The organism is Inquilinus ginsengisoli (assembly GCF_031453975.1).
GTDB classification, from domain to species: Bacteria; Pseudomonadota; Alphaproteobacteria; order DSM-16000; family Inquilinaceae; genus Inquilinus; species Inquilinus ginsengisoli_A.
The window spans coordinates 599566-624386 of sequence record NZ_JAVDPW010000001.1; the positions used below are offsets into that span (position 1 = coordinate 599566).

The window sequence follows — 24821 nt, forward strand, 5'->3', positions numbered from 1 at the left end:
AAGCTCATCCTGCTTCGGCGGCGGGGACGACGAAGCTGTCCATCACCCGCTTCTCGCCGGAATGGTCGAAGGCGATGGTCAGCTTGTCGCTGTCGACGCTGCGGACCTCGCCATAGCCGAACTTCTGGTGGAACACCCGGTCGCCGATGCCGAAGCTGCGCGACGGGCGCGGCCGTTCGCGCACCTCGTAGCCGCTGCCCTCGATCGTCACCGGCGCCCGGCGCATGAAGCCGCTCTGGGCCGGCGCGGTCCACAGCCGGGTTGGTGCTGCGTCGGCGAAGCGCTCATTGCCGAAGCCGGTGCCGGAGGTGACCTCGACATTCGCGTCCGGCAGCTCGCCGATGAAGCGCGAGGGCAGGGCGTTCTGCCACTGGCCGTGGATGCGGCGGTTGGCGGCGGCGGCGACATAGGCGCGGCGCTTGGCCCGGGTCAGGCCGACATAGGCCAGCCGGCGCTCCTCCTCCAGCGCGGCGATGCCGCCATCGTCCAGCGCGCGCTGGTTCGGGAACACCCCTTCCTCCCAGCCCGGCAGGAAGACATGGGCGAATTCCAGCCCCTTGGCCGCGTGCAGGGTCATCAGCGTGACCTGCGGCCCGGTCTTGCCGGATTCGTTCTCCATCACCAGGCTGACATGCTCGAGGAAGGCGAGGAGGGTCTCGAACTCCTCCATCGCATTGATCAGTTCCTTGAGGTTGTCCAGCCGCCCGGCCGCCTCCGGCGATTTGTCGGCCTGCCACATCGCGGTGTAGCCGCTCTCGTCCAGCAGGGTCCGCGCCATGTCGACATGCGATCCGGTTTCCAGCATGGCGCGCCAGCGCTGGAAATCGCCCATCAGGCTGCGCAGGGCGCCGCGGGGCTTCGGCTTCAGCTCGTCGGTCTCGATCAGCCGCAGCGTCGCCTCGGTCAGCGGCACGCCGAGGGCGCGGCTGGCCTGGTAGAGCAGCTGGATGGTGGCGTCGCCCAGGCCGCGCTTCGGCGTGTTGACGATGCGTTCGAAGGACAGGTCGTTGTCCGGCTGCGCCACCACCCGGAAATAGGCGATGGCGTCGCGGATCTCCTGCCGCTCGTAGAAGCGCGGGCCGCCGATGACGCGGTAGGGCAGGCCCAGGGTCAGGAACCGCTCTTCGAACTCGCGCATCTGGAAGCCGGCGCGGACCAGCACCGCCACCTCGTTCAGCGGCACCTTCTGGCGCTGCAGCGTCTCGATCTCGTCGCCGACCCAGCGCGCCTCCTCCTCGCCGTCCCACACGGTGCGGACGACCACGGTGTCGCCACCCTGCTCCTCGGTGAACAGGGTCTTGCCCAGGCGGCCCTGGTTGTGCGCGATCAGCCCGCCGGCGGCCGCCAGGATGTGGCTGGTCGAGCGGTAGTTCTGCTCCAGCCGGATCACGGCGGCGCCGGGGAAATCCTGCTCGAAGCGCAGGATGTTGCCGATCTCGGCACCGCGCCAGGAATAGATCGACTGGTCGTCGTCGCCGACGCAGCACAGGTTGCGGTGCTTCTGCGCCAGCAGGCGCAGCCACAGATACTGCGAGACGTTGGTGTCCTGGTACTCGTCGACCAGGATGTACCGGAAGCGGTCCTGGTAATCGGCCAGCACCTCCGCATGCTCCTGGAAGATGGTCAGGTTGTGCAGCAGCAGGTCGCCGAAATCGCAGGCGTTCAGCGTGCGCAGCCGCTCCTGGTAGGCGACGTACAGCTGCAGCATGCGGCCCTGCGCGACCTCGCCGGCATCGGCCGGCTTCAGCTTGGCCGGGGTCAGGCCGCGGTCCTTCCAGCGCTCGATCACGCCCAGCAGTACCTTGGCCGGCCAGCGCTTCGAATCGATGCCGTCGGCCTCGATCAGCTGCTTGATCAGCCGGATCTGGTCGTCGGTGTCGAGGATCGAGAAGTTGGAGCGCAGGCCCACCAGCTCGGCGTGGCGGCGCAGGATGCGGGCGGCCAGGGCGTGGAAGGTGCCCATCCACCAGCCCTCGGTCGGGGTGCCCAGCAGATGGGCCACGCGTTCCCGCATTTCTCGTGCGGCGCGGTTGGTGAAGGTGACGGTCAGCACCTGGCTCGGCCACGCCCGCCGGGTCGACAGGATGTGCGCCAGCCGGGTGGTCAGCACCCGGGTCTTGCCGGTGCCGGCCCCGGCCAGTACCAGCACCGGGCCGTCGACCGTCTCGACCGCCTGGCGCTGGGCCGGGTTCAGGTTCTGCAGGTACGGCGGCTCGAAGCCAGCCGGGATGTTCCGGGAAAGTTCGACCATCCGATGTCTATAGCATGACCGGGCTGCGCCGGAAGGCTCGGCGTCCGGTTGACGCAGGCGAGCGGGTCCGCCAAGGATCGACGCGACCCGATGACGAGAGCGCCATGACCGACCTCCTGATCCGCCCCGCCGAGCCCCGCGACGCCAGGGAGATCCTGGCGATGATCACCGAACTGGCGGTGTTCGAGAGGGAGCCCGACGCGGTGCTGGCGACCGAGGCCGACCTGCTGCGCGACGGCTGGGGGCCGCATCCGAAATTCGAGGCGCTGATGGCCGAGCGCGACGGCCAGGTGCTGGGCTTCGCCCTGTTCTTCTCCAGCTATTCGACCTGGGAGGGGCGCGAGGGCATCTATCTCGAGGACCTCTATGTCCGCGACGCCGCGCGCGGCCTCGGCGTCGGCCGGGCGCTGGTGGTGCGGATCGCGCAGCTGCTGGTCGAACGCGGTGGCAAGCGGCTGGACCTTTCGGTGCTGACCTGGAACCCGGCGCGGGACGTGTACAAGCGGCTCGGCTTCGACCACAAGTCGGACTGGACCGGCTACCGCCTGACCGGCGACGCCCTGGCCGCGCTGGCGGCGGGCAAGTGATGGCAGCGATCGCCGACAGGGCCTTCGCCGCGTTCCTGTTCGACATGGACGGCACCATCCTCAGCTCGATCGCCGCCGCCGAGCGGATCTGGACGCGCTGGGCGGGCCGCCACGGGCTCGACGTCGCCGCCTTCCTGCCGACCATCCACGGCATGCGCGCGGTCGACACCATCCGCCGCCTCGGCCTGCCCGGGGTGGATGCCGAGCGCGAGGCCGCGGCGCTGACCCTGGACGAGATCGCCGATGTCGACGGTGTGCAGCCGATTGCGGGCGCGGTGGCGTTCCTGGCGGCGCTGCCGGCGGACCGCTGGGCGATCGTGACCTCGGCGCCGCGCGACTTGGCCCGGGCGCGCTTGGCCGCGGCCGGCATCGAGCCGCCGGCGCTGGTGGTGACCGCGGAGGATGTCGCGCAGGGTAAGCCCCGGCCGGACTGCTACCTGCTGGCCGCCGAACGGCTCGGCTGCGACGCGCGCGACTGCTTGGTGTTCGAGGACGCCCCGGCCGGCATCCAGGCGGCGGAGGCGGCCGGCGCGACGGTGGCGGTCGTCACCGCGACGCATCACCAGCCGATGGCGACGCCGCATGCCACCTTGGCCGGCTTCGACCATCTCCGGCTGCGGGCCGGCGAGGACGGGCTGCGGCTGACCGGGCTGGGGCGGTAGGGCCGGGCGTCAGCCCTCGGGGAACCGGGCGCTGTCGCTGACGCCGGAGATCATCCAGCGCCCGTCGATGTGGGCGAGGTTGATGATGTTGGTGCCGCTGTGGGTGATCCGGCCGTCGACCCGGAAGTCATAGGCGCACCAGATGATGCCGATGTCGCCGTCGGTGCGGACCAGCGGGTCGTAGATCCGCTCCTCCAGCACCGAGGTGCCCTCGGTCGGGAAGATGTCGAGCAGCCCGGCCAGGGTGAGCCGCTGGACCTCGCCCTTGCTGATCCGGGTCCCCATTCCCTCGGGCATGATCATGTCCCGCAGCGGTTCGGGCTGGCGTTGTTCCATGCCGCGCAGGAACGCGTGGAACAGGTCCAGCACCGCCTGCTCGTCGGGGGTCAGCTGCTGCGGCATGTCGGGTCTCCGGTTGCGGTCGGCGCCAGGCTAGGCCGGCCGCATGTCGGGATGATGTCGGGCGGGTTGCAGACGACATATGGTCGCTACCAGTTCTGACGCCGGGAATATTCCAGGATGACGCACAGGATCACAGGCAGCAGGTTCACCCCGATGATCGCGCCGGGCAGGCCGGTGTCGAGGTAGAGGCCCAGGGACAGCAGCCCCTGGAACGGGTCCAGGCCGATGCCGTAGGCGGGGGTGGTCGAGGCGGCCGCGGTGCTGGCCGACAGCGTGACCACCAGCCGGGCGACCATGTGGAAGTGATAGATCAGGTCGCCGGTGTAGATGATCGGGATCTGCAGCGCCTGCACCAGGATCGAGAGGACATAGCCGATCGGGCGGCGGCGCCACAGCAGCCCCCCGGCGAGGATGCACAGCAGGAACAGCAGGGCCGCGGCGCCCAGGACCAGGCCCTGGGTCAGGGCGATGATCGCGGGGGCGTCGCGGTAGATCTGCGGCGCCATCACCCCCAGGCCGACCAGCCCGCCCAGGATCTGGACCAGGGCGATGACGCGGTCGAGCGGGGGGAAGCCGGCCCTCCGGCCCGATCCCTTCGGAGTGAGGTTGCTTGCGGTCATCGGTCTTCTCGCCTCCGCCTTCCAGCGGGGCTGCGGGCTATTCGCACAGGCCGGTCGAGCCTTCGGCGCAGATCTTGGTGCCGTCGGTCCAGGTGGCGCCGGACAGGTCGGCGTCGCGGAACACGGTGCCGCGCAGCTCCGCCCCGGTGAGGTTGGCGCCGCGCAGCTTGGTGCCGACGAAACGGGCGTTGCGCAGGTCGGCCTTGGTCAGGTCGGCGCCGGTCAGGTCGGCGTCGGTGAAGTCGGCATTGCCCAGCTTCGCGCCGTCCAGCTTCGCGCCGCGCAGGTTGGCGTTGCTGAACCGGGCGCCGAAGGCCTCGGCCCCGGTCAGGATCGCGCCGTCCAGCACCGCCCGGGTCAGGCTGACCTCGCGCAGCTGGGCGCCGGTCAGGTCGACCTTGCTGAGCACCCGTTCGTCCTGCAGGCAGCGCCGCCAGTTGACCTGGGGGCCGGCGGCGTCGGAACAGCCGGCCTGGGCCGCGGCGGCCAGTCCGAGCAGCAGGGCGAGGGCGAAGGGGAGGGCCCGGACGAATCGGGGGCCGAGCGATGCGACCGACATGGCGGGACAGTCTCCGATCGCCCCGTTCTGCGCAAGGGCGGCCTGGGACCGGGGGGCCGCGGGTCGGGTCAGAGCGACTTGGCCACCGGCCGCACGATCCGGCGCTGCCGTTCGCGGAAGGCGATGAACAGGCTGGAGGAGACGATGACGGCGGTGCCGACCAGCTCGATCGGGGTCGGGAACTCCGCCCACACCACCAGGCCGAGGCCGAGGGCGAAGACCAGCGAGGCGTAGTCGAAGGGCGCGACCACCGAGGCCGGGGCCAGCTGGTAGGCCTTGGTCATCAGGATCTGGGCGACGCCGCCCAGCAGCCCCACCGCGATCAGGATCGGCACGTCGATCAGGTCGGGCCACACCCCGATGAAGGGCAGGGTGGCGGCGCCGGCGATGGTGCCGGTCAGGGTGAAATAGAAGACGATGGTGACGTTGGATTCGGTGTCCGCCATCTTGCGGATCGAGACCATGGCGAAGGCGGTGGCTAGCGCCCCGCCCAGGGCGACCACGGCGCCGAAGGAGATGCCGGCGGTGCCGGGATGCACCACCAGCAGCACGCCGACGAAGCCGATCACCACCGCGCTCCAGCGGTAGATCCGCACGGTCTCGCCCAGCAGCGGCACCGCCAGGATGGTGATGAACATCGGCGCGGCGTAGCCCAGCGCCGTGGCGGTCGCCAGCGGCAGCATGCCCAGCGCGGTGAAGCCCAGGAACATCGAGCACAGGCCGGAGCCGGAGCGGCGGAGATGGCCGCCCAGCCGCTCGGTGCGCAGCACCCGGAAGCCGCCGAGGCGATGCACCAGCCACAGCACCGGGATCATGGCGAACAGGCTGCGCACGAACACGATCTGGCCGACCGGATACTGGTCGCCGAGCTGCTTGATCAGCGCCGACATGCAGGTGAACAGGGCGGCCGAAGCCAGCTTGTAGCCGATCGCGGGCAGGTAGGAGGCCGGGGCCGACTCGCTCGACCCGTTCGGTCCGGCCTGGGAGATGGTCATCGGAAGCGGGGCCCGTCGCGGCTCGTTCGTTTCGCCAGACTAGCGCCCGCCGAATCGGCAGGGCCAGCGCCGATGACGCCGGGGCTGCCATGCGGCGGACAGCAGAAGGGCGCCGGCCGGAACCGGCGCCCAATCGCGGTGAGGCCAGCCTTACTTGCCGGTCCAGCCCTTGTAGTCCTTGACGTTGTCGCGGGTGACCAGGTTCGACGGGATCAGCGTCGGGTCCTGGGCCGGCTTCTGGCCGTTGAGCAGGCCGACGCCTTCCTCCACCGCCTTGCGGGCCATGGAGAACGGGTCCTGGGCCGAGGAGGCCTCGATCAGGGTGTTGCCCTTCAGCGCGTCGACGATGTCAGGGGCGCCGTCGACCGAGGTGATGACGATGCCGCTGCGGCCGAGCTGCTTGGCCGCCAGGTCGGCGCCGATCGCGGTCGGGTCGTTGATGGCGAAGACGCCGTCGATCTTCTCGAACCGGGTCAGCAGGCCCTGCATCACCTGCAGGCCGCCGTCGCGCGAGCCCTTGGCGTCCTGGTCGGCGGATAGGATCTTCAGGTCCGGCAGCTTGTCCCAGACATTGTGGCAGCCCTTGACCCGGTCGGTCACGGCCGAGACCTGCGGGCCGTTGACGATGATGACGTTGCCCTTGTTGCCCAGCTTGTCGGCGATGTACTTGCAGGCGATCTCACCGGCCTGGACGTTGTCGGTGGTGACCGTGGCGTCGGCGCCCTCGGCCGCGGTGTCGACCGCGACGACGATGATGCCGGCGGCCTGCGCCTTCTTGATCGCCGGGCCGATCGCCTTCGGATCGCCCGGGTTCAGCAGGATCATGTCCACGCCGGCGGCGATGAAGTTGTCGATCTGGGTGAACTGCTTGCCCAGATCGTAGTCGTAGCCGACGGCCTGGACCACGACATCCGGGTTGGTCTTCTTCGCCTCGAACTCGGCGCCGTTGGCCAGGGCCACGAAGAACGGGTTGCCCATCGAGCCGAGCGAGACGCCGATCTTCTTCAGATCCTTGGCTTCGGCGACGCCGGCGGCGCCGATCGAGAGTGCCAGCGCGACGCCGGCGAGCAGAACATGTTTCAGCACGTGATTTCCTCCCCTGGTCGGTTCGATGAGGCCGGCGGGTGACCAGAGATCCCGCCGGCCTGTCGCGAAAATGCGGACACTCAGGTGCGGGCCGATCCCTGCAGCCGCAGCCGGTCGAGCGTGACGGCGCCGATGATGATCAGCCCCTTGATGATGTACTGCCAGACATCGGGCACGCCGACGAGGATCAGCCCGTTCGACAGCACGGCGATGATCAGCGCGCCGACCAGCGTGCCCCAGATCGAGCCGATGCCGCCGACGAAGGACGTGCCGCCCAGGATCACCGCGGCAATGGCGTCGAGCTCGTAGCTGGTGCCGAGCTGGGTGCCGTTGGCGGCGTAGAGCCGGGCGGCCGACATCACCCCGCCCAGCCCGGCGAGCAGGCCGGAGGCGCCGTAGACGAACAGCAGCACCCGCCAGACCTTGATGCCCGACAGCCGGGCCGCATCCGGGTTGCCGCCGACCGAATAGATGTGGACGCCCAGCACGGTGCGCCGCAGCACCAGCCAGGACAGCACGATGATCACGAAGGCGATGATCACCAGCCAGGGCACCCCCAGCACGGAGGCATTGCCGATGAAGTCGAAGGACAGCGACGAGTTGAACACGGTGGTGTCGCCGCCCATCAGCCGGGCGATGCCGCGCACCGCGGTCAGCGATCCCAGGGTGACGATGAAGGGCGGCAGCCGCAGGAAGGCGATCAGGCTGCCGTTGGCGAGGCCGAAGACCAGGCCGCAGAGCAGCCCCAGCGGAATGCCGAGCAGGCCCAGATCCGGGATCAGCGACCCGATGACCGCGGCCATGGCGGAGGCGGCGAGGATCGAGCCGACCGACAGGTCGATGCCGCCGGTCAGGATGACGAAGGTCATGCCCGCGGCCAGCACCGTGTTGATCGCGGCCTGCTGCATCACGATCGAGATGTTCTGCCAGGAGGCGAAGCGGCCGTTCTCGCTCATCAGGTAGAAGGCGATGCAGAGCAGGATCAGCACCGGCAGCATGCCGACGGTCCGGATCAGGCTCTGGATCATCATCCGGCGTTCGGCGTCGCGGTTGACGGCGGAGGTGGTGTTGGCCATGCGGTGATGATCCTTCACTGAATGGGGGCGGCGGGCGCGGGGGTGGAGAGGCCGGTGGCGAGGGCCATGATCGCCTCCTGGGTCAAAGGCTGGCCGGACGACCCGCCGACCTCGCCCTCGATCCGGCCCTCGCGCATGACCAAAGCGCGATCGGCGATGCCGATCACCTCGGGCAGCTCGGAGGAGATGACGATGATGCCGATGCCGGCCTTCGCCAGCCCGTCGATGATGCGGTAGATCTCGGACTTGGCGCCGATGTCGACGCCGCGGGTCGGCTCGTCCAGAATCAGGATGCGCGGCTGGGTCTCCAAGAGGCGGGACAGCAGCACCTTCTGCTGGTTGCCGCCCGACAGCGACCCGACCGTGACCTCGGGGCTGGCCACCCGGATCGACAGGGCGGCGATGGCGTCCTTGGCGCGGATCTTGGCGCGGGCGAGGTCGAGCCAGCCGCCGGTGCCGGCGTCGGTGCCGCAGACCACCAGGTTGATGTTGTCCTGCACCGACATGTCGAGGAACAGCCCCTGGCCCTTGCGGTCCTCGGTCAGGTAGGCGATGCCGGCATCGATCGCGTCGCCCGGCCCGGTGATGTGCAGAACCTTGCCTTCCAGCGTGACCTCGCCGCTGGCCTTCGGCTCGGCGCCGAAGATCAGCCGGGCCAGTTCGGTGCGGCCGGAGCCGACCAGGCCTGCGATGCCCAGCACCTCGCCCTCATGCAGGTCGAAGCTGCAGCCGCGCACGCGGTGCCCGTCGCCGACGTCGCGCACCGACAGCACCACGCGGCCGGCGCTCTGATGCGCGTCATGGTCCTTCTTGTAGAAGCCGGAGATGTCGCGCCCGACCATCATCCTGACCAGCGCCTCGGCCGACAGCCCGGCGCGGTCCAGCGTGCCGACCTGGCTGCCGTCGCGCAGCACCGAGACACGGTCGGCCAGCTCGTAGATCTCGGCCATGCGGTGGCTGATGTAGATGATCGCCAGCCCTTCGGCGCGCAGCCGGCGGATCAGTTCGAACAGCCGGTCGGTCTCGCGCGCCGACAGGGCGGTGGTCGGCTCGTCCATCACCAGGATGCGGGCCTCGGCATGGATGGCGCGGGCGATCTCCACCAGCTGGCGCTCGGCGATTGACAGGGTGCCGACCAGCGTGGTCGGCCGGAAGCTGGCGCCCAGGCGCTTCAGCACCTCGGCGCAGCCCGCCAGCATCGCCTTTCGGTCGACGAAGAGGCCGGATTTCGGCTCGCGGCCGAGATAGATGTTCTCCGCCACCGTCAGGTTCGGCGACAGGCTCAGCTCCTGGTAGATCACGGCGATGCCCAGGCGCTTGGCCGCCAGCGGGCCGGCGATCGCGACGTCGCGGCCGTCGACCCGGATGGTGCCGCCGGCATCGGCCTGGTAGGCGCCGGACAGCACCTTCATCAGGGTCGACTTGCCGGCCCCGTTCTCGCCCATCAGCGCGTGGATCTCGCCGGGATAGACGGTCAGGTCGACCCGGGTCAGCGCCCTCACGCCCGGGAAGGTCTTGGAGATGCCGCGCATCTCCAGCACCGGGACCGGGCCGTCGGCAGGATGGGGGGCCGGGGCCTGCGGGTGGTCAGTCTGCGGCTGCATGGTCGCGCCATCCCCTTTCATCGGCGCTGCGGGTCAGGATCGAGGCCCGCGGCGAGAAGCTGAAGAACATCGGCAGGCTGGCTGCGCCGATCGCGCCGGCATCGCAGCCGAACGACCCGTGCAGCAGCCGCGGCGGTCCGCTGGCCTCCGGCGCGGTCGCGGCCAGGCGCCGCTCCAGCCGGGCGATCAGCGCGTCGATCAACCCGTCGTCGACATCGGCGTCGATGATCACGCTGGTCACCTCCAGCAGGGCGGACGAGGCCCAGATCGCGTCGGTCAGCGCGTCGACGCAGTCGTCGAGCCATTCGGAGACCGCCGGCAGGCCGGCAGCGACGGCGGCGGCCAGCTCGGCGCGGCTGCCGCCGGCCAGGCCGCGGAACTGCAGGTGGCGGGTCAGGGCGTTCAGCGAGGCCCGGGTCAACAGGATGTCGCGGCCCTTCGGCGCTGGCGGGGCAGAGGGCAGGCGGCCGGGACCGACCGGCAGCAGGGCGACGTCGCCGGCATTGCCGGTCGGGCCGCGCAGGCAGTCGCCGCCCAGCACCACGCCGCCGCCGATCGCCGGGCCGATGAACAGGTACAGGAAGTCGTCGAGGCCGCGGCCCAGCCCGTAGAACAGCTCGGCCACGGCGGCGGCGGTGCCGTCGTTCTCGCCGAACACCGGCAGGCCGGTGGCCTCCTCCAGCAGGGCGGCGAAGTCGACCGTGTCCCAGGCCGCGAAATCGGCCGGCGGCAGGTCCAGCTGGTGCAGCCAGGCGCCGAGATTGTAGGGCTGGGCCAAGCCGATGCCGGCCAGCTTGGACCGGTCGGCCGGGTCCAGCGCGGCCAGCAGCTCGGCCACATCCAGGCGCACGATGTCCAGCGCCTCGGCCGGGGCGGGCAGCAGCCGGTCATGGGCGCGGCGGGCGATCAGGGCGCCGTCGAAATCGATCAGCACCGTCTCCAGCGCCCGTCGGTCCAGCCGCACGCCGATGCCGTAGGCGCCTTTCGGGGCCAGCCGGTACAGCGTCGCCGGCTGGCCGCGGCCGCCGTCGTGGCGCTTGCCGGCCGAGGCGATCAGCCCGTCATCCTCGAGCTGGGCGATGATGCCGCCGATGGCGGTGTTGGTCAGTTCGGCCTGCCGGGCCAGCTCGGCCTTCGACGCCTCACCGGCGCGGCGCAGGGTCTGCAGCACCAGCCGCTCGTTGTAGCGGCGCAGCTGCACGGAATTGGTGCCGCGGCGGATCGCGGAGCGTCGCACTTCCATCCTCCCCCGGCACCGTTCGTGATTAATTGAACGTGATGCAATTAATCTGTCCGGTTTCCGCCGTCAAGGACCGTTTCTCTCGTTTCCGAGCGGAATTCGGACAGGAGCTTTCTAGCGCGCCGGACAATCGTATTCTTCCCACCCCGTCATTGCGACCCCGGCCTTGAGCCGGGGAAAGCAATCCATGCCAGGCGGCGCCATGGATTGCTTCGTCGGTTTCGCCTCCTCGCAATGACGATGAAGGGCGATCGAAGGAAGGGAGAGTCGTAGGTTGGGTTCGCGAAGCGAACCCAACCGCGTTCCAGGCCTCGGGATGTTGGGTTCGCCAGGCGAACCCAACCTGCACGGCGGTCACCCCGTGGCGATCTCCGGCAGGTCGGTGATGCGCCACAGGCCCAGCGCCTTGTCGCGGTAGGCGCCGCCTTCCTCGGTGCAGCCCTCGACGATGATGCGGTGCGGCGCCGGCAGGGCGAAGGGCGGGCGCTGCAGGTTCAGCGGCCGCCAATCGCCATCGGCGATGGCCCGGTTGGCCTGCAGCTCCAGGAAGGTGGTGGTCAGCAGCCATGTCGAGCCGGAGCGGCGGAGATTGGCGAAGGATGCGGCGATGCTGGCGGCCGACAGATGAACCAGGCAGTCGCGGCACAACACCACATCGGCCCGGGGCAGCGGGTCTCGGGTCAGGTCCAGCCGCAGGAAGCGCCGCCGGTCGGTCTCGCCATACAGCACGACGTTCTTGGCGACCAGGTCGGCGACGATGTCGGCGCCGGTGTAGGCGATGCCGTCGAGGTCGACCCGGCTCATCCAGCCATAGTCGCCGCAGGGCAGGTCGAGCAGCGTGGCGGCGCCGAGATCGCGCAGCAGGGCTGGGATCGCGCGGCGCAGCTCCGCCGTGCCGTCGAGGCCGGACCCCAGGCCCGAGCGCGACTCCTCCGCGCCCCAAACGTTGTTGCGCCAGATGTAGTCGAAGGTGTCGGCCAGACCGAGGCCGTCCAGCGCCCGGGTGTGCCTGACATACACGCGCTGGGCCAGCGCCGCCGGCCGGTCGGCGTCGGACAGCGGCTTCGGATCGTCGGTCATAGGGGCCTTCAGGCGGCGACGGCCTCGGCGCGGCGCGGGCGGATGCCGAGGAAGCGGCAGATCGCCAGGGTCAGCTCGGCCCGGTTCAGGGTGTAGAAGTGGAACTCCTCCACCCCATGGGTCTGCAGCAGGCGGCACTGCTCGACCGCGACCGAGGCGGCGACCAGCTGGCGCGTGTCCGGCGTCTCGTCCAGCCCCTCGAACAGCATCTCCAGCCAGTCCGGCACCGCGGCGCCGCAGGCCTGCGAGAACTCCTTGGTCCGGGCGAAGTTGGTGATCGGCAGGATGCCCGGCACGATCGGCAGGGTGATGCCGGAAGCGGCGGCGCGGTCGCGGAAGCGCAGGAAGGCGTCGGTGTCGAAGAAGAACTGGGTCAGCGCCCGGTCGGCGCCGGCATCCGCCTTGCGCTTGAGGTTGTCGAGATCGAAATCGGCCGACGGCGCCGACGGATGGGTCTCGGGGTAGGCCGCGACGGAGATGTCGAAGGGCGCGATGCGGCGTAGCCCCGCCACCAGGTCGGCGGCATAGGCGTAGCCGTCCGGCCGCACCTGGTAGGGCGCGCCGCCCGGCGCGTCGCCGCGCAGTGCCACGATGCGGCGGATGCCGGCGGCCCACAGGGCGCGGGCGACATCGTCGATCTCTTCGCGCGAGGCGCCGACGCAGGTCAGGTGCGATGCGGTGGGCAGGCCGCTGCCGTCCTGGATCTTGGTGACGATGCCGAAGGTGCGGTCGCGGGTGGTGCCGCCGGCGCCGTAGGTGACCGAGACGAAGTCCGGCGCCAGCGGCGCCAGGCGCGTCACCGTCTCCATCAGCGTCGCCTCGGCCGCGTCGGATTTCGGCGGGAAGAACTCGAAGCTGACGATCGGGTCACGACGGCCGATATCGGCCGCGGCGGGATCACGGCGAGAGGACTCGGCCGTTGCGGTCGCGGAAGGGGAGGTCATGCCGCGGCTCTCCGTTGCATCGCCCGCTTGGCGGGCCAGATGGTGACGGTCAGGGGGGCGCCGGGCAGGTGCACCGGCGGTTCGGTATCGAAGCCGGCGCGCTGCAGCCAGCGGGCGAACAGGTCGTCGGGGAAGCCCAGCCAGCGATGCGCATGGTCGGCGCGCAGGCTCTCGACGTCGTGCGGGGCGAAGTCGGCGACGATCAGCCGGCCGCCGGGGCGCAGCACCCGCGCCGCCTCGGTGATCGCCGCCGCCGGGTCCTCGAGGTGATGCAGCACATGGTGCACCAGCGCGACGTCGAAGGACTGGCCGGGCACCGGCAGCTGGTACAGGTCGCCCTGCCGCACCTGGCAATGGCGCTGCAGCCCGGCGCGCTCGATGTTGGCGCGGGCCACCGACAGCATCTCGCGCGACAGGTCGATGCCGACCGCGCGCCGCACCCGGTCGCCCAGCAGGATCAGCATCCGGCCGCTGCCGGTGCCGAGGTCCAGCAGGTCGCCGATCTCGCCCGGCGGCAGCAGGTCGAGGATCGCCTGCTCGACCGCGCTGTCGGCGATGTGCAGGGTGCGGATGTCGTCCCAATGCGAGGCGTTGTCGCGGAAGTAGCCGGCCGCGGCCTCGGAGCGCTGGCGCTTCACCGCCTCCAGCCGCTCCAGGTCCAGGCCCACCGTGGTGTCGGCGTCGGGGATCAGGTCGACCAGGCTGCGCGCCAGATCGGCCACCGTGCCGCTCTCGGCCAGGCGGAAGAAGGCGAAGGTGCCCTCGCGGAAGCGGTCCAGCAGCCCGGCCTCGGCCAGCAGCTTGAGATGGCGCGAGACCCGCGGCTGGCTCTGCCCCAGGATCTGGGTCAGGTCTGTCACCGACAGGTCGCCATGGGCGCACAGCATCAGGATCCGCAGCCTGGTTGGCTCGGCGGCAGCCCTCAGCCCCTGCAGCAGACGTTCCACGACCTTATCGCCTCCCGCTCCGGATCCACGCTCGCGAGCAGGATAGCAAACTCTCAGAGAGACATAAACATGTCTTTATGTGTTTGCTCCCATTCCCGTGTCATCCCCGCGAAAGCGGGGATCTCGTCCCGGCAGAACCGGAGGGAGATTCCCGCTTTCGCGGTAATGACGGGAGAGGGGACGGGGGCCGAAGAGCCGCCTACAGCGCCCCCATCTCCACCAGCTCGCGGCGCAGCTGGTCGGGCGACTCGAACTGGATCGCGCGCATGCCGACGGCGCGGGCGCCGACGACGTTGCCGGGGTTGTCGTCGATGAAGATGCAGTCGGCCAGCGTCAGGCCGAAGCGGCTCTCCAGCAGCCGGTAGATCCGGGCGTCCGGCTTCAGCAGCTTCTCGTGGGCCGAGACGATGACGCCGTCGAACCACCCGAGGAACGGGTACTTGGCCTGAGCCACCGCGAACTTCTCGGCCGAGAAATTGGTGATGGCGTAGACCTTGTCGCCGCGGTCCTTCAGCCCCTTCAGGATCTCGACGGTGCCGTCGATGACGTGCGGCGCCATCTCCTCCCAGCGCTCGTCGAAGGCGCGGATCAAAGTCTCATGGTGCGGGAACTCGGCGACCTTCTCGGCGATGCCCTCGGCGAAGGGCTTGCCGCCGTCCATCGACAGGTTCCAGTCATGGGTGCAGACTTCGGCCAGGAAGGCTTCCATCGCCGCCTCGTCCGGGAACAGCTTGCGATAGAGATGCCGCGGATTCCACTCGATCAGCACCGCGCCGATGTCGAAGACGATGGTCGGACGTGACGAGGGCATGGCAAGACGCTCCGCTTCGGGCTATGTGGAATCGCTGGTAGCACGCGGGGAGAGCGGAACCCAAGCCATGAAGCTGCATACCTATTTCCGGTCATCGGCCGCCTACCGGGTCCGCATCGCGATGGCGCTGAAGGGCCTCGACTACGACTCGGTATTCCACCACCTGCGCCGCGGCGAGCAGGCGATCGAACCCTACCGCTCGCTGAACCCGCAGAAGCTGGTGCCGGCGCTGGAGGGCGAGGGGCCGGTGATCACCCAGTCGCTGGCGATCATCGAGTATCTCGAGGACATGCATCCCATCCCGCCGCTGCTGCCGCCCGACCCGGCCGGCCGGGCCCGGGTGCGGTCGATCGCGCTGTCGATCGCCTGCGAGATCCACCCGATCAACAACCTGCGGGTGCTGCGCTACCTCAAGACGCCGCTGGGCCATGACGAGGCGGCGATCGAGGCCTGGTACCGGCATTGGGTGGCGGAGGGCTTCGGCGCGCTGGAGGCCCAGCTGTCGCGGTCGCCCGACACCGGCGCCTTCTGCCATGGCGGGATGCCGACCATCGCCGATTGCTGCCTGATCCCGCAGCTCTACAACGCCCGCCGCTTCGACTGCGACCTGAACCCGTACCCGACCCTGCTGGGGATCGAGGAGCGGGCGGTGGCGCTGCCGGCCTTCGCCGAGGCGGCGCCGGAACGCCAGGGCGACGCCGAGGCTTGAAGACCATTTGTAAACACGCCGGCGCGGCCGCCTGATGGCGGTGCCTGCGCTTCCGGTGCTCACGGACCAAACGTCCGCTGCGCTCCGGTTCTCGGCACCACCACCAGTCGACTCACGCCAACGCGTTTCCAAACGGTCTTCGAACTTTCAGGGCCGGTAACACCAGGGGGCAGCATGACGACCGAGTCGATCGAGGACAGCAACAGTCCGACCGCCTGGTTCAAGGAGATGACGCCGCCGGAGCGGCGGACCTTTTGGGCCTGCTTCTCCGGCTGGGGCCTGGACGCCATGGATGTCCAGATCTACAGCTTCGTGATCCCGACGCTGCTGGCGCTGTGGGGGCTGACCAATGCCCAGGCCGGGCAGCTCGCCACCGTCACCCTGCTGTGCTCGGCGGTCGGCGGCTGGGCCGCGGGCCTCTTGGCCGACCGCATCGGCCGGGTGCGGACGCTGCAGCTGACCATCCTGTGGTTCTCGGTCTTCACCTTCCTCAGCGGCTTCGCCCAGAGCTACGAGCAGCTGTTCATCGCCCGCGCCCTGATGGGCTTCGGCTTCGGCGGCGAATGGGCGGCCGGCGCCGTGCTGATGGGCGAGGTGATCCGGCCGCAGCACCGAGGCAAGGCGGTCGGGTCGGTGCAGTCCGGCTGGGCCATCGGCTGGGGCGTGGCGGCGATCGCGGCCACCGTGCTGTTCCAGCTGTTCGATCCCACGGTCGCCTGGCGCTACCTGTTCTTCATCGGCATCCTGCCGGCCGGGCTGGTGTTCTTCCTGCGCCGCTTCGTCGACGAGCCGCCGGTGTTCGCCGAGACGCAGCGGCGGATCGCTCAGACCGGCGACCGGCCGGGGCTGCTGGAGATCTTCTCCGGCCCGGTCTTGAAGACCACGATCCTGACCTCGCTCCTGGCCACCGGGGCGCAGGGCGGCTACTACGCCGTCACCACCTGGCTGCCGACCTACCTCAAGACCGAGAAGGGGCTGTCGGTGCTGAACACCGGCGGCTACCTCGCGGTGATCATCGCCGGGTCGTTCACCGGCTATCTCGTCGGCGCCTACCTCGCCGACCGGATCGGCCGGCGGATGCTGTTCTTCGTGTTCTCGCTCTGCGCCATCGCGGTGGTGTTCGCCTACACCAGCCTGGACATCGACAACACCACGATGCTGTTCCTGGGCTTCCCGCTCGGCTTCTTCGGCTCCGGCTACTTCAGCGGCGTCGGCGCCTTTCTGACCGAGCTGTTCCCGACCCGCGTCCGCGGCTCCGGCCAGGGCTTCGCCTATAATTTCGGCCGCGGCGTCGGCGCGCTGTTCCCCAGCTTGGTCGGCACCCTCAGCGCCACCATGCCGCTCGGCCGGGCCATCGGCCTGTTCGCCGTCGCGGCCTATGCCCTGCTCTTCATCGCCGCGCTGGCCCTGCCCGAAACCAAGGGGAAGACCCTGCATGCCGACGGCTGACCCGCTGCCCACCGCCCCGATGTGCCCGGCGCCGGACCCGGCGCCGCGGCCACCGCGCCGCATCGCGTTGCCGGCGGGGGCCTGCGACACCCACGCCCATGTCATCGGCGGGCCGCCCGGCTATCCGCTGGTCGACAGCCGCAGCTACACCCCGCCCGAGGCGCCGCCGGCGGCCTATCTCGGCATGCTCGACGCCGTCGGCATGGCGCGCGGGGTGCTGGTCCAGGTCAGCGTGCACGGCACCGACAACCGGCTGATGGTCGAGACGCTGGAAGCCAACCGGGGGCGGCTGCGCGGCATCGCCGTGGTCGGCGCCGACGCCTCGGATGCCGAGCTGGTGCGGCTGAAGGCGGCCGGCGTGGTCGGACTGCGGCTCAACGTGCTGTTCGGCGGGGGGGTCGGCTTCGACCAGCTCGAACGCCTCGGCGACCGCTGCCGCGAACTCGGCTGGCACCTGCAGTTCCTGCTCGACGCCCGCACGCTGCCGGAGCTGGCGCCGCGGCTGGACAAGCTGCCGGTGCCCTTCGTCATCGACCATATGGGCCACATGCCGGTCTCGGCCGGGATCGACCATCCCGGCTTCCAGGCGCTGCTCGGGCTGCTGCGCCGGGGCAAGGGCTGGGTCAAGCTGTCCGGCGCCTTCCGGGTGTCGGTGGCCGGGCCGCCCTATGCCGACACCATCCCCTTCGCCCGCGCCCTGCTGGCGGCGGCGCCGGACCGCATGGTGTGGGGCAGCGACTGGCCGCATGTCGCCCATGCCGGGCCGATGCCGAATGTCGGCGACCTCCTGGACCTGCTGGCCGACTGGATCCCCGACCCGGCGCAGCGCGACGCCGTCCTGGCCGCCAACCCGGCCCGGCTCTACGGGTTCTGAGTGGGTTGGGTTCGCCTTGCGAACCCAACCCCCGCATCAGAGATCCAGAAGAACCGACCCCGTCGTCCCCCCGGACTCCAGCGCGCGATGGGCCTCCGCCGCCTCGGCCAGCGGATACATGGCGCCGATGACCGGCCGCAGCCCGGCCGCCACCTCCGCCAGCACCTCGGCGGCGGCGCGCGGATAGATCGCCAGGTCCGGCAGGTAGTGGCGCAGCACGCTGGGCCGGGCCAGGGCGATCGACCGCGCCGGGCCGAGTTCGCCGACATCGATCGTCGGCAGGCTGCCGCCGACCTGGCCGACGCTGGCGATCAGGCCGTAGGGGGCCATGGCGTCGAAGGTCCGCAGCAGGGTGTCGCCGCCGATGCCCTCGATCGCCATGTCGGCGCCGCGCCCGCCGGTCGCCGCGCGCGCCGCCGCGACGAAGTCGGTCTCGCGGTAGAGGATGGTGTGGTCGACGCCGTGTGCGCGCGCCAGCGCCGCCTTGCGGGCGTCGCCGACGGTCCCGATCACCGTGGCGCCGCGCCGCTTCGCCCATTGCGTCGCGATCAGGCCCAGCCCTCCGGCGGCGGCATGGATCAGCACGATGTCGCCGGGCCTCAGCGGCCGCACCCGCTCGAACAGCATGTGGGCGGTCAGGCCGCGGACCAGCACCGCCGCCGCGATGTCGAAGCCGACCGAGTCGGGCAGGCGGATGGCGCGGGCGGCGGGCAGGATCCGGCGCTCGGCATAGCCGCCGGCGGGCAGCCCGGCATAGGCGATGCGGTCGCCCTCCCGGAACCCGGTCACATCGGGCCCGACCCGCTCGACCTCGCCGGCGGCCTCGACCCCCAACCCGGCCGGCAGGGCTGGGGCGCCATAGAGTCCGGTCCGGTGGTAGATGTCGACGAAGTTGACCCCGGCGAAGCGCTGCCGGACCAGGATCTCGCCCGGCCCCGGCTCGGCCAGGGTCACGGTGTCGAGCACCAACGCCTCCGGGCCGCCGGGGGCGTGGATGCGGATGGCGCGGGTGGTGATCGGGGGCATGGTCGCTCCTGGGTTCCGGGAAGCCCAGCATGCGGCCGTCACATTTCGTTCGGAATTCGGAGAGTCCGCACCGGATCTGTGCAATCCTGCACGGATGGAATGGGGCGATGTCCGATACTTCCTCGCCCTGGCGCGGGCCGGCTCGCTGTCGGCGGCCTCGCGCCGGCTGGGGGTGGAGCACACCACCGTGGCCCGTCGGGTCGACGCGCTCGAGGCCGCGCTCGGCATGCGGCTGTTCGACCGGCTGCCGCGCGGCTGGGTGCTGACGCCGGAGGGCGAGGGGCTGGTCGCGGATGCGGCGCGGCTGGAGGAGGAGGCGCTGGCCTTCGCCCGGCGCGCGGCCGGCGCCTCCGGTGTGGCCGGCGAGGTCCGGGTCTCGGCACCACCGGTGCTGGCCAGCCATTTCCTGGCGCCACGGCTGGGCCCGTTCCTGGCGGCGCATCCCGGCATCGTCCTGACGCTCGCCGGGGAAAAGCGCGCGGCGCTGCTGGGCCAGCGCGAGGCCGACCTGGCGCTGCGCCTGTCCCGCCCGGCCGAGCATGGCGTGGTCGCCCGGCGCGTCGCCACGCTGACCTTCGCCCTCTACGCCGCGCCGGCCTATCTCGACGGAAGGCGACCCGAGGAGTGGTGCTTCCTCGGCGACGACGAGTCCCTGGGCGAGCTGCCGCAGCAGCGCTGGCTGCTGGCGGTCGCGGGGGCGCGGCCGCTGGTGCTGCGGACCAACGACCTGGCGACGCTGGTCCACGCGGCCCGCGCCGGCATCGGCGTCGCCGCCTTGCCGTGCTTCATCGGCGACGCCGACCCGGGGCTCCGCCACGTCGCAGCGGATCGCGACGGCGCTGCCAGCCGCGAGATCTGGATCGCCATCCATGAGGATCTGCGGCGATCGCCCCGGCTGCGGCTGGCGATGGACGCGATCGGCGAGATCTTCACCCGCGACCGCTGGTTGCTGGAAGGAATGGCCGGACGTTGAGCGGGCGGAAGCGAACGCACGCGGCGATGCGTGAGCCGGGCGCGGCGAGCCGCTCCGAGGCCGTGGCCATCGCCGTGGCGCAGGGCCTGCTGAAGGCCTGACGCCACGGCCCCGGCTGGGTTTAGGCTTTTGTCGCCGCCCGCAGCGCCTGGTCGAGGTCGGCGATGATGTCGGCCACCGATTCCAGGCCGATCGACAGGCGGATCACCTCGGGCCCGGCGCCGGCTGCCTTCAGCCCTTCCGGCGTCAGCTGGCGGTGGGTGGTCGAGGCCGGGTGGATGATCAGCGACCGGGCGTCGCCGATATTGGCGAGGTGGCTCAGCAGCTCCACGCCCTCGACCATCTTGACCCCGGCGTCGAAGCCGCCCTTGACCCCGAAGGTGAAGACCGAGCCGGCGCCGCGCGGCAGGTACCGCTTCGCCAGCTCATGGTACTTCGACGATGGCAGCCCGGCGTAGTTCACCCATTCCACCGCCGGGTGGGTCGAGAGGAACTCCGCGACCTTCTGGGCGCTCTCGACGTGCCGGTCCATCCGCAGCGACAGCGTCTCGATGCCGAGCAGGGTGAGGAAGGCGTTCATCGGCTGCTGATTGACGCCGAGGTCGCGCAGGCCGACGGCATGGCCGTAGAAGGTGTAGGCTAGGTCGCCGAAGGTCTCGTGGAAGCGCAGGCCGTGATAGCCCGGCTCCTCGCCCGTCAGCCCCTTGAACTTGTCGGACTGGGCCCAGTTGAAGCGGCCGGAATCGACCACCACGCCGCCGATCGAGGTGCCGTTGCCCGACAGGAACTTGGTGGTGGAATGCACCACGATGTCGGCGCCGTGCTCGATCGGCCGGCACAGATACGGGGTGGCCATGGTGTTGTCGACGATCAGCGGCACGCCGAGGTCATGCGCCACCTTGGCGATCGCCGCGATGTCGCTCACCACGCCGCCGGGGTTGGCCAGGCTTTCGATGAAGATCGCGCGGGTCTTGTCGTTGGCGGCGCGGCGGATGTTCTCCGGGTCGTCGGCATCGACGAAATGGGTGACCCAGCCGAAGGCGCGCTTGAAGCTGTTGCCCAGCTGGTTGATCGACCCGCCATACAGCTTGTTGGCGGCGACGATCTCGGCCCCCGGCTCCATGAACGGGAACAGCGCCAGCAGTTGGGCGCCGTGGCCCGAGGCGGCGGCGATGGCGCCGACCCCGCCTTCGAGCGAGGCGATCCGCTCCTCCAGCACCGACACGGTCGGGTTGGTCAGCCGGCTGTAGATGAAGCCCAGCTTCTGCAGGTTGAACAGCGACGCCGCGTGCTCGGCATCCTCGAAGACGAAGGAGGTGGTCTGGTAGATCGGCGTCTGCCGCGCGCCGGTGGCCGGGTCCGGCCGGGCGCCGGCATGGATGGCCAGCGTGTCGAAGCCGGGGCTGCTGCTGTTCTCGGACATGAGGCTGTTCCTTACCCTTTTTTCTGCATCTTCGACGAAATCACGCGCGACGAGGTGCCCATCCAGCCCAGCTCGCCGTTCAGCCGCGCCCATTCGATCTTGGGGCAGCGGTTCATCACCACCTGGATGCCGGCGGCCTCCGCCTTCGCCGCGGCCGCGTCATTGCGCACGCCGAGCTGCATCCAGATCACCTTCGGCGGGACGGGCAGGGCCAGCGCCTCGTCGACGATCCCGGCCGCCGCCTCGCTGTTGCGGAAGATGTCGACCATGTCGACCGGCACCGGCACATCGCGGAGCCGGGCGTAGACCGTCTCCTTCAGGATGGCCTGGCCGGCCACGCCGGGATTGACCGGGATGACGCGGAAGCCCTTGCCCTGCAGATAGGTCATGGCGAAGTAGCTCGGCCGGTTCCAGTTCGGGCTGGCCCCGACCATGGCGATGGTCTTCACCGTGCGCAGGATGCCGCGGAGATAAGCATCGTCGTAGCGGTCGTGATTCAGGGGGGCGTGATCCACCGGTCAGCGCCCCTGCCAGACGGGTGGGCGCTTCTGCAGGAAGGCGTCGATGCCCTCCTCGGCGTCGCGCGCCAGCATGTTCCGGGTCATGGTCTCGCTCGCATAGTCATAGGCGCTCTGCAGCCCCATCTCGGCCTGGGCGTAGAAGGCTTCCTTGCCGATGGCCAGGGTCAGCGGCGATTTCGCCGCGATCTGGCGGGCCAGGGCCTCGGTCTCGGCCGCCAGGCGGTCGGCCGGCGCCACCCGGTTGATCAGGCCCAGCTCGCGGGCGCGGTCGGCGGTCACGGCGTCGCCGGTCAGCAGCATCTCCATCGCCGGCTTGCGGCCGACGGCGCGGGACAAGGCGACCATCGGCGTGGAGCAGAACAGGCCGATATTCACCCCCGGCGTGGCGAAGCGGGCCTCCGCCGCGGCGACGGCCAGGTCGCAGGTCGCCACCAGCTGGCAGCCGGCGGCGGTCGCCATGCCCTGGACCTGGGCGATCACCGGCTTGGGCAGCCGGGTGATCGCCAGCATCAGGGCGGAGCATTGGGCGAAGGTGCGCTCGTAATGCGCACGGCTGGGGTCGGCGCGCAGCTCCTTCAGGTCGTGGCCGGCGCAGAACACCGGCCCGGCCGCCGCCAGGATCACCACCGTCACCGCGGGGTCCTGGCCGATCGCGTGCAACTCGGCCTCCAGCGCCGCCATCAGCCCCAGCGACAAAGCGTTGCGCGCCACCGGCCGGTTCAGGGTCAGGGTCGCCACGCCGTCGGCATCGCGGCGCAGCAGCGGGGCCTCGGCCAGGGCGGCGGCAGGCAGGGCGGCGGCAGGCAGGGGATGGGCGGACATGGCGGCTTCCTGTGCGATGCGGACGCACTGTACCCCGACGATCGCCAGATAAGACAGGGGGCGAAACAGGGTCTTGCGGCGACCGGTGCGCTTCGCCCTACTGGCACTGGGAAAAGCGGGGAGGGCGGCATGGCGCCGGCGATCGAGGCCGAGACGGTGGAGGCGATCATCCGCGACGGCGTGCCGCTGATCGGCGCCTTCGGGGTGACGGTTCGGGCGCTGGGCGACGGCACCGCGACCCTGGTGATGCCGTGCCGCGACGATTTCGTGCGGCCCGGCGGCACCATCACCGGCCCGGCCCTGTTCGGCCTGGCCGATGTCGCGCTCTATGCCGCGGTGCTCAGCCGGATCGGCCGGGTCGAGCTGGCGGTGACAACCTCGATGGCGATCAACTTCCTGCGGCGTCCCGCCTTGGTGCCGGTGATCGCCGAGGCGCGGCTGCTCAAGCTCGGCAAGCGCCTGGCCTATGGCGAGGTGCTGCTGTTCTCCGAGGGTGAGGCGGAGCCGGTGGCGCATGCCACCGGCACCTACTCGATCCCGCCGCGGGGCTGACCGCTATAGCACGAAATCCGCCGCGACCAGGGTGAGCGCGCCGGTCAGGGTGATGGCGAAATCGGCCGCGCCGTCGCCGTCGACATCGCCGGCCACAGTGGTGATGCCGCCGGCCACGGTGGCGCGCACCTCGCCGGCGTGATGGCCGAAGGCGGCCGCGCCGATGAAGCTGAAGGCCTGGTCGCCGGCCGCCGTGGTGTCGGCGTCGGCCAGGTGCAGGTCGATGCGGTCGGCTTCGGCATGGCTGAAATCGGCGATGAGGTCGGCATTGGTGCCGACCTCGCTGTCGGTGACCGCGACGAGCATGAAGCGGTCGGCCCCCGCGCCGCCCATCATGGCGTCCCTGCCGCCCTGGCCGATCAATTGGTCGGCGCCGGCGGCCCCGACCAGGGTGTCGTTGGCGGCACCCCCGATCAGGATGTCATTGCCCTGGCTGCCATAGACCGCCTCGATCCCGGCCAGAATGTCGCCCTCGGCATTGCCGCCGCGGGTGGTGCCGTGGCCGTCGAGGTAGACGATGACGCCGACGCTGCCCTCGCTGTACATCACCGCGTCGAAGCCGGCGCCGCCGGAGAGCCGGTCGCCGCTGAGGCCCCCGGCACCCCCCGCGCCGCCGCGGAGCACGTCGTTGCCGGCTTCCCCGGCAAGCACGTCGTAGCCGCCGCCGCCCTGGAGGCTGTCGTTGCCGTCGCCGCCGGTGACGGAGTCATTGTCGGCGCCGCCGATGATGGCGTCGGCGCCCGAGCCGCCGCGATAGTCCAGGCTCTCGACGTTGATGACGCTGGTGCCGTCGCTGGCGGGGCCACCGTTCAGGGTGAAGGTGATCCCGACACCGCCGTCGCTGCGGTCGAGGCTCACCGTGTCGAAGCCGGCGCCGCCATCGACGGTGTCGACTCCGGTGCCGGCCTGGAGGCTGTCGTTGCCATCACCGCCGTCGAGGCTGTCATTGCCGGCATCGCCGATGAGAAAGTCGTTGCCGATCCCGCCGTCGAGCTGATCGTCGCCATCGCCGCCATAGTACAGGTCACTCCCCAGGCCGCCGTGAAGGACGTCGTTGCCGGCATCGCCGTAGACGGTCTCGCGTTCGGTGCTGGAGGTCTGAAAGACGTCGTTGCCGCCGCCGCACAGGATGGTGTCGGGCGTGCCGCCGCCTGACTGGATGGCATCGTCGCCGGCGCCACCCTCGATGTGGTTTACGCTGGAGGTGCCGCCGCCGTAGAGGGTGTCATTGCCGTCGCCGCCGTAAATGGTGTTGTAGGTATCCACGCCGCCGGTGATGGTGTCGGCGCCCGAACCGCCACGGTAGGTCATGAGTTCGATGTTGATGGCCTGGGTGCCGTCGCTGCCGGGGCCGCTGTTGAGGGCGAAGGTGACCCCGGCGCTGCTGCCGCTGCGGTCGAGATCGACCGAGTCGAAGCCGTCGCCGCCGTCGATGAAATCAGCTCCGGTGCCGGGATTGAGAATGTCGTCGCCGCCGCCGCCGTAGATCATGTCGTTGCCGGCCAGGCCGTTGATGGTGTCGAAGACGTCGGTCCCGGTCAGGATGTCGTCGCCGGCAGTTCCTGTAATGGTGGCCATGATGGAATCCTCAGTTGGAGTAATCCGCCT

25 protein-coding genes are annotated in these 24821 nt (G+C 70.5%); 7 read left to right on the forward strand and 18 right to left on the reverse strand.

Annotated features, from left to right (window positions below):
- Window positions 1-4: 4 nt before the first annotated feature.
- Window positions 5-2251, reverse strand: a complete 2247-nt coding sequence (locus E9232_RS02785; RefSeq protein ID WP_309791996.1) for an ATP-dependent helicase — start codon at window positions 2249-2251, stop codon at window positions 5-7.
- A 104-nt stretch (window positions 2252-2355) separates the two neighbouring features.
- Between E9232_RS02785 and E9232_RS02790 the strand changes: the two genes are divergently transcribed.
- Both E9232_RS02790 and E9232_RS02795 read left to right on the forward strand, forming a co-directional pair.
- The gene (locus tag E9232_RS02790; protein WP_309791997.1) at window positions 2356-2838 is read left to right on the forward strand and encodes a GNAT family N-acetyltransferase; all 483 of its coding nucleotides are present in this window, start codon (window positions 2356-2358) and stop codon (window positions 2836-2838) included.
- Window positions 2838-3500, forward strand: coding sequence for an HAD-IA family hydrolase (locus E9232_RS02795; RefSeq protein ID WP_309791998.1), 663 nt, complete (start codon window positions 2838-2840; stop codon window positions 3498-3500). Before E9232_RS02790 ends, E9232_RS02795 begins: the two co-directional genes overlap by 1 nt.
- A 9-nt stretch (window positions 3501-3509) precedes the next feature.
- On the opposite strand, the gene E9232_RS02800 is transcribed toward E9232_RS02795, so the two are convergent.
- The 12 genes from E9232_RS02800 to E9232_RS02855 all read right to left on the reverse strand — a co-directional run bounded on the left by E9232_RS02800 (window position 3510) and on the right by E9232_RS02855 (window position 14864).
- On the reverse strand, window positions 3510-3902 hold the full coding sequence (locus E9232_RS02800; RefSeq protein ID WP_309792000.1) for a hypothetical protein: 393 nt from the start codon (window positions 3900-3902) through the stop codon (window positions 3510-3512).
- Between the two features lie 86 nt (window positions 3903-3988).
- The gene (locus E9232_RS02805) at window positions 3989-4522 is read right to left on the reverse strand and encodes a hypothetical protein (protein ID WP_309792002.1); all 534 of its coding nucleotides are present in this window, start codon (window positions 4520-4522) and stop codon (window positions 3989-3991) included.
- A 37-nt stretch (window positions 4523-4559) separates the two neighbouring features.
- Window positions 4560-5081: a pentapeptide repeat-containing protein gene (locus E9232_RS02810; RefSeq protein WP_309792004.1), complete on the reverse strand. Its 522-nt coding sequence runs from the start codon at window positions 5079-5081 to the stop codon at window positions 4560-4562.
- A gap of 68 nt (window positions 5082-5149) precedes the next feature.
- Window positions 5150-6076: a DMT family transporter gene (locus E9232_RS02815; RefSeq protein WP_309792006.1), complete on the reverse strand. Its 927-nt coding sequence runs from the start codon at window positions 6074-6076 to the stop codon at window positions 5150-5152.
- A 150-nt stretch (window positions 6077-6226) separates the two neighbouring features.
- Window positions 6227-7162: an ABC transporter substrate-binding protein gene (locus tag E9232_RS02820; RefSeq protein WP_309792008.1), complete on the reverse strand. Its 936-nt coding sequence runs from the start codon at window positions 7160-7162 to the stop codon at window positions 6227-6229.
- Between the two features lie 80 nt (window positions 7163-7242).
- Window positions 7243-8238, reverse strand: a complete 996-nt coding sequence (locus E9232_RS02825) for an ABC transporter permease subunit (protein ID WP_309792009.1) — start codon at window positions 8236-8238, stop codon at window positions 7243-7245.
- Window positions 8239-8252: 14 nt separating this feature from the next.
- Window positions 8253-9842, reverse strand: a complete 1590-nt coding sequence (locus tag E9232_RS02830) for a sugar ABC transporter ATP-binding protein (RefSeq protein WP_309792010.1) — start codon at window positions 9840-9842, stop codon at window positions 8253-8255.
- Window positions 9826-11079 carry an ROK family transcriptional regulator gene (locus E9232_RS02835; RefSeq protein WP_309792011.1) on the reverse strand — a complete coding sequence of 418 codons (1254 nt, stop codon included), beginning with the start codon at window positions 11077-11079 and terminating at the stop codon, window positions 9826-9828. The genes E9232_RS02830 and E9232_RS02835 overlap by 17 nt, the downstream gene beginning before the upstream one ends.
- A 357-nt stretch (window positions 11080-11436) precedes the next feature.
- On the reverse strand, window positions 11437-12162 hold the full coding sequence (locus E9232_RS02840) for a hypothetical protein (protein WP_309792012.1): 726 nt from the start codon (window positions 12160-12162) through the stop codon (window positions 11437-11439).
- An 8-nt stretch (window positions 12163-12170) separates the two neighbouring features.
- Entirely contained in the window at window positions 12171-13106 is a 936-nt protein-coding gene (metF, locus tag E9232_RS02845) for a methylenetetrahydrofolate reductase [NAD(P)H] (protein WP_309792013.1), read from the reverse strand.
- The gene (locus tag E9232_RS02850; RefSeq protein WP_309792014.1) at window positions 13103-14053 is read right to left on the reverse strand and encodes an ArsR/SmtB family transcription factor; all 951 of its coding nucleotides are present in this window, start codon (window positions 14051-14053) and stop codon (window positions 13103-13105) included. Before E9232_RS02850 ends, metF begins: the two co-directional genes overlap by 4 nt.
- A 199-nt stretch (window positions 14054-14252) precedes the next feature.
- A complete protein-coding gene (locus E9232_RS02855) occupies window positions 14253-14864 on the reverse strand; it encodes an HAD family hydrolase (RefSeq protein ID WP_309792016.1) in 612 nt (203 codons plus the stop codon).
- Between the two features lie 67 nt (window positions 14865-14931).
- Between E9232_RS02855 and maiA the strand changes: the two genes are divergently transcribed.
- The 3 genes from maiA to E9232_RS02870 all read left to right on the forward strand — a co-directional run bounded on the left by maiA (window position 14932) and on the right by E9232_RS02870 (window position 17896).
- A complete protein-coding gene (gene maiA / locus E9232_RS02860) occupies window positions 14932-15573 on the forward strand; it encodes a maleylacetoacetate isomerase (RefSeq protein WP_309792017.1) in 642 nt (213 codons plus the stop codon).
- 174 nt (window positions 15574-15747) lie between these two features.
- Window positions 15748-17022 carry an MFS transporter gene (locus tag E9232_RS02865; RefSeq protein WP_309792018.1) on the forward strand — a complete coding sequence of 425 codons (1275 nt, stop codon included), beginning with the start codon at window positions 15748-15750 and terminating at the stop codon, window positions 17020-17022.
- Entirely contained in the window at window positions 17009-17896 is an 888-nt protein-coding gene (locus E9232_RS02870; RefSeq protein WP_309792019.1) for an amidohydrolase family protein, read from the forward strand. Before E9232_RS02865 ends, E9232_RS02870 begins: the two co-directional genes overlap by 14 nt.
- A 36-nt stretch (window positions 17897-17932) precedes the next feature.
- Here the strand turns inward: E9232_RS02870 and E9232_RS02875 are convergent, their stop codons facing one another.
- Window positions 17933-18922: a quinone oxidoreductase family protein gene (locus tag E9232_RS02875; protein WP_309792020.1), complete on the reverse strand. Its 990-nt coding sequence runs from the start codon at window positions 18920-18922 to the stop codon at window positions 17933-17935.
- 94 nt (window positions 18923-19016) lie between these two features.
- Here E9232_RS02875 and E9232_RS02880 point away from each other — a divergent pair, with 94 nt between their 5' ends.
- Window positions 19017-19895 carry a LysR family transcriptional regulator gene (locus E9232_RS02880; protein ID WP_309792021.1) on the forward strand — a complete coding sequence of 293 codons (879 nt, stop codon included), beginning with the start codon at window positions 19017-19019 and terminating at the stop codon, window positions 19893-19895.
- A 121-nt stretch (window positions 19896-20016) separates the two neighbouring features.
- Here E9232_RS02880 and E9232_RS02885 read toward each other — a convergent pair whose 3' ends face one another.
- The 3 genes from E9232_RS02885 to E9232_RS02895 are packed head-to-tail and all read right to left on the reverse strand — an operon-like array spanning window position 20017 to window position 22661.
- Window positions 20017-21318 (reverse strand): O-acetylhomoserine aminocarboxypropyltransferase, encoded by a 1302-nt coding sequence (locus E9232_RS02885; protein WP_309792022.1) that lies wholly within the window; start codon window positions 21316-21318, stop codon window positions 20017-20019.
- An 11-nt stretch (window positions 21319-21329) separates the two neighbouring features.
- On the reverse strand, window positions 21330-21833 hold the full coding sequence (locus E9232_RS02890; protein WP_309792023.1) for a CoA-binding protein: 504 nt from the start codon (window positions 21831-21833) through the stop codon (window positions 21330-21332).
- 3 nt (window positions 21834-21836) lie between these two features.
- Window positions 21837-22661: an enoyl-CoA hydratase gene (locus tag E9232_RS02895; RefSeq protein ID WP_309792024.1), complete on the reverse strand. Its 825-nt coding sequence runs from the start codon at window positions 22659-22661 to the stop codon at window positions 21837-21839.
- A 129-nt stretch (window positions 22662-22790) separates the two neighbouring features.
- Between E9232_RS02895 and E9232_RS02900 the strand changes: the two genes are divergently transcribed.
- The gene (locus tag E9232_RS02900; RefSeq protein ID WP_309792025.1) at window positions 22791-23213 is read left to right on the forward strand and encodes a PaaI family thioesterase; all 423 of its coding nucleotides are present in this window, start codon (window positions 22791-22793) and stop codon (window positions 23211-23213) included.
- A gap of 3 nt (window positions 23214-23216) precedes the next feature.
- On the opposite strand, the gene E9232_RS02905 is transcribed toward E9232_RS02900, so the two are convergent.
- A complete protein-coding gene (locus E9232_RS02905) occupies window positions 23217-24791 on the reverse strand; it encodes a calcium-binding protein (protein WP_309792026.1) in 1575 nt (524 codons plus the stop codon).
- Between the last annotated feature and the right edge of the window lie 30 nt (window positions 24792-24821).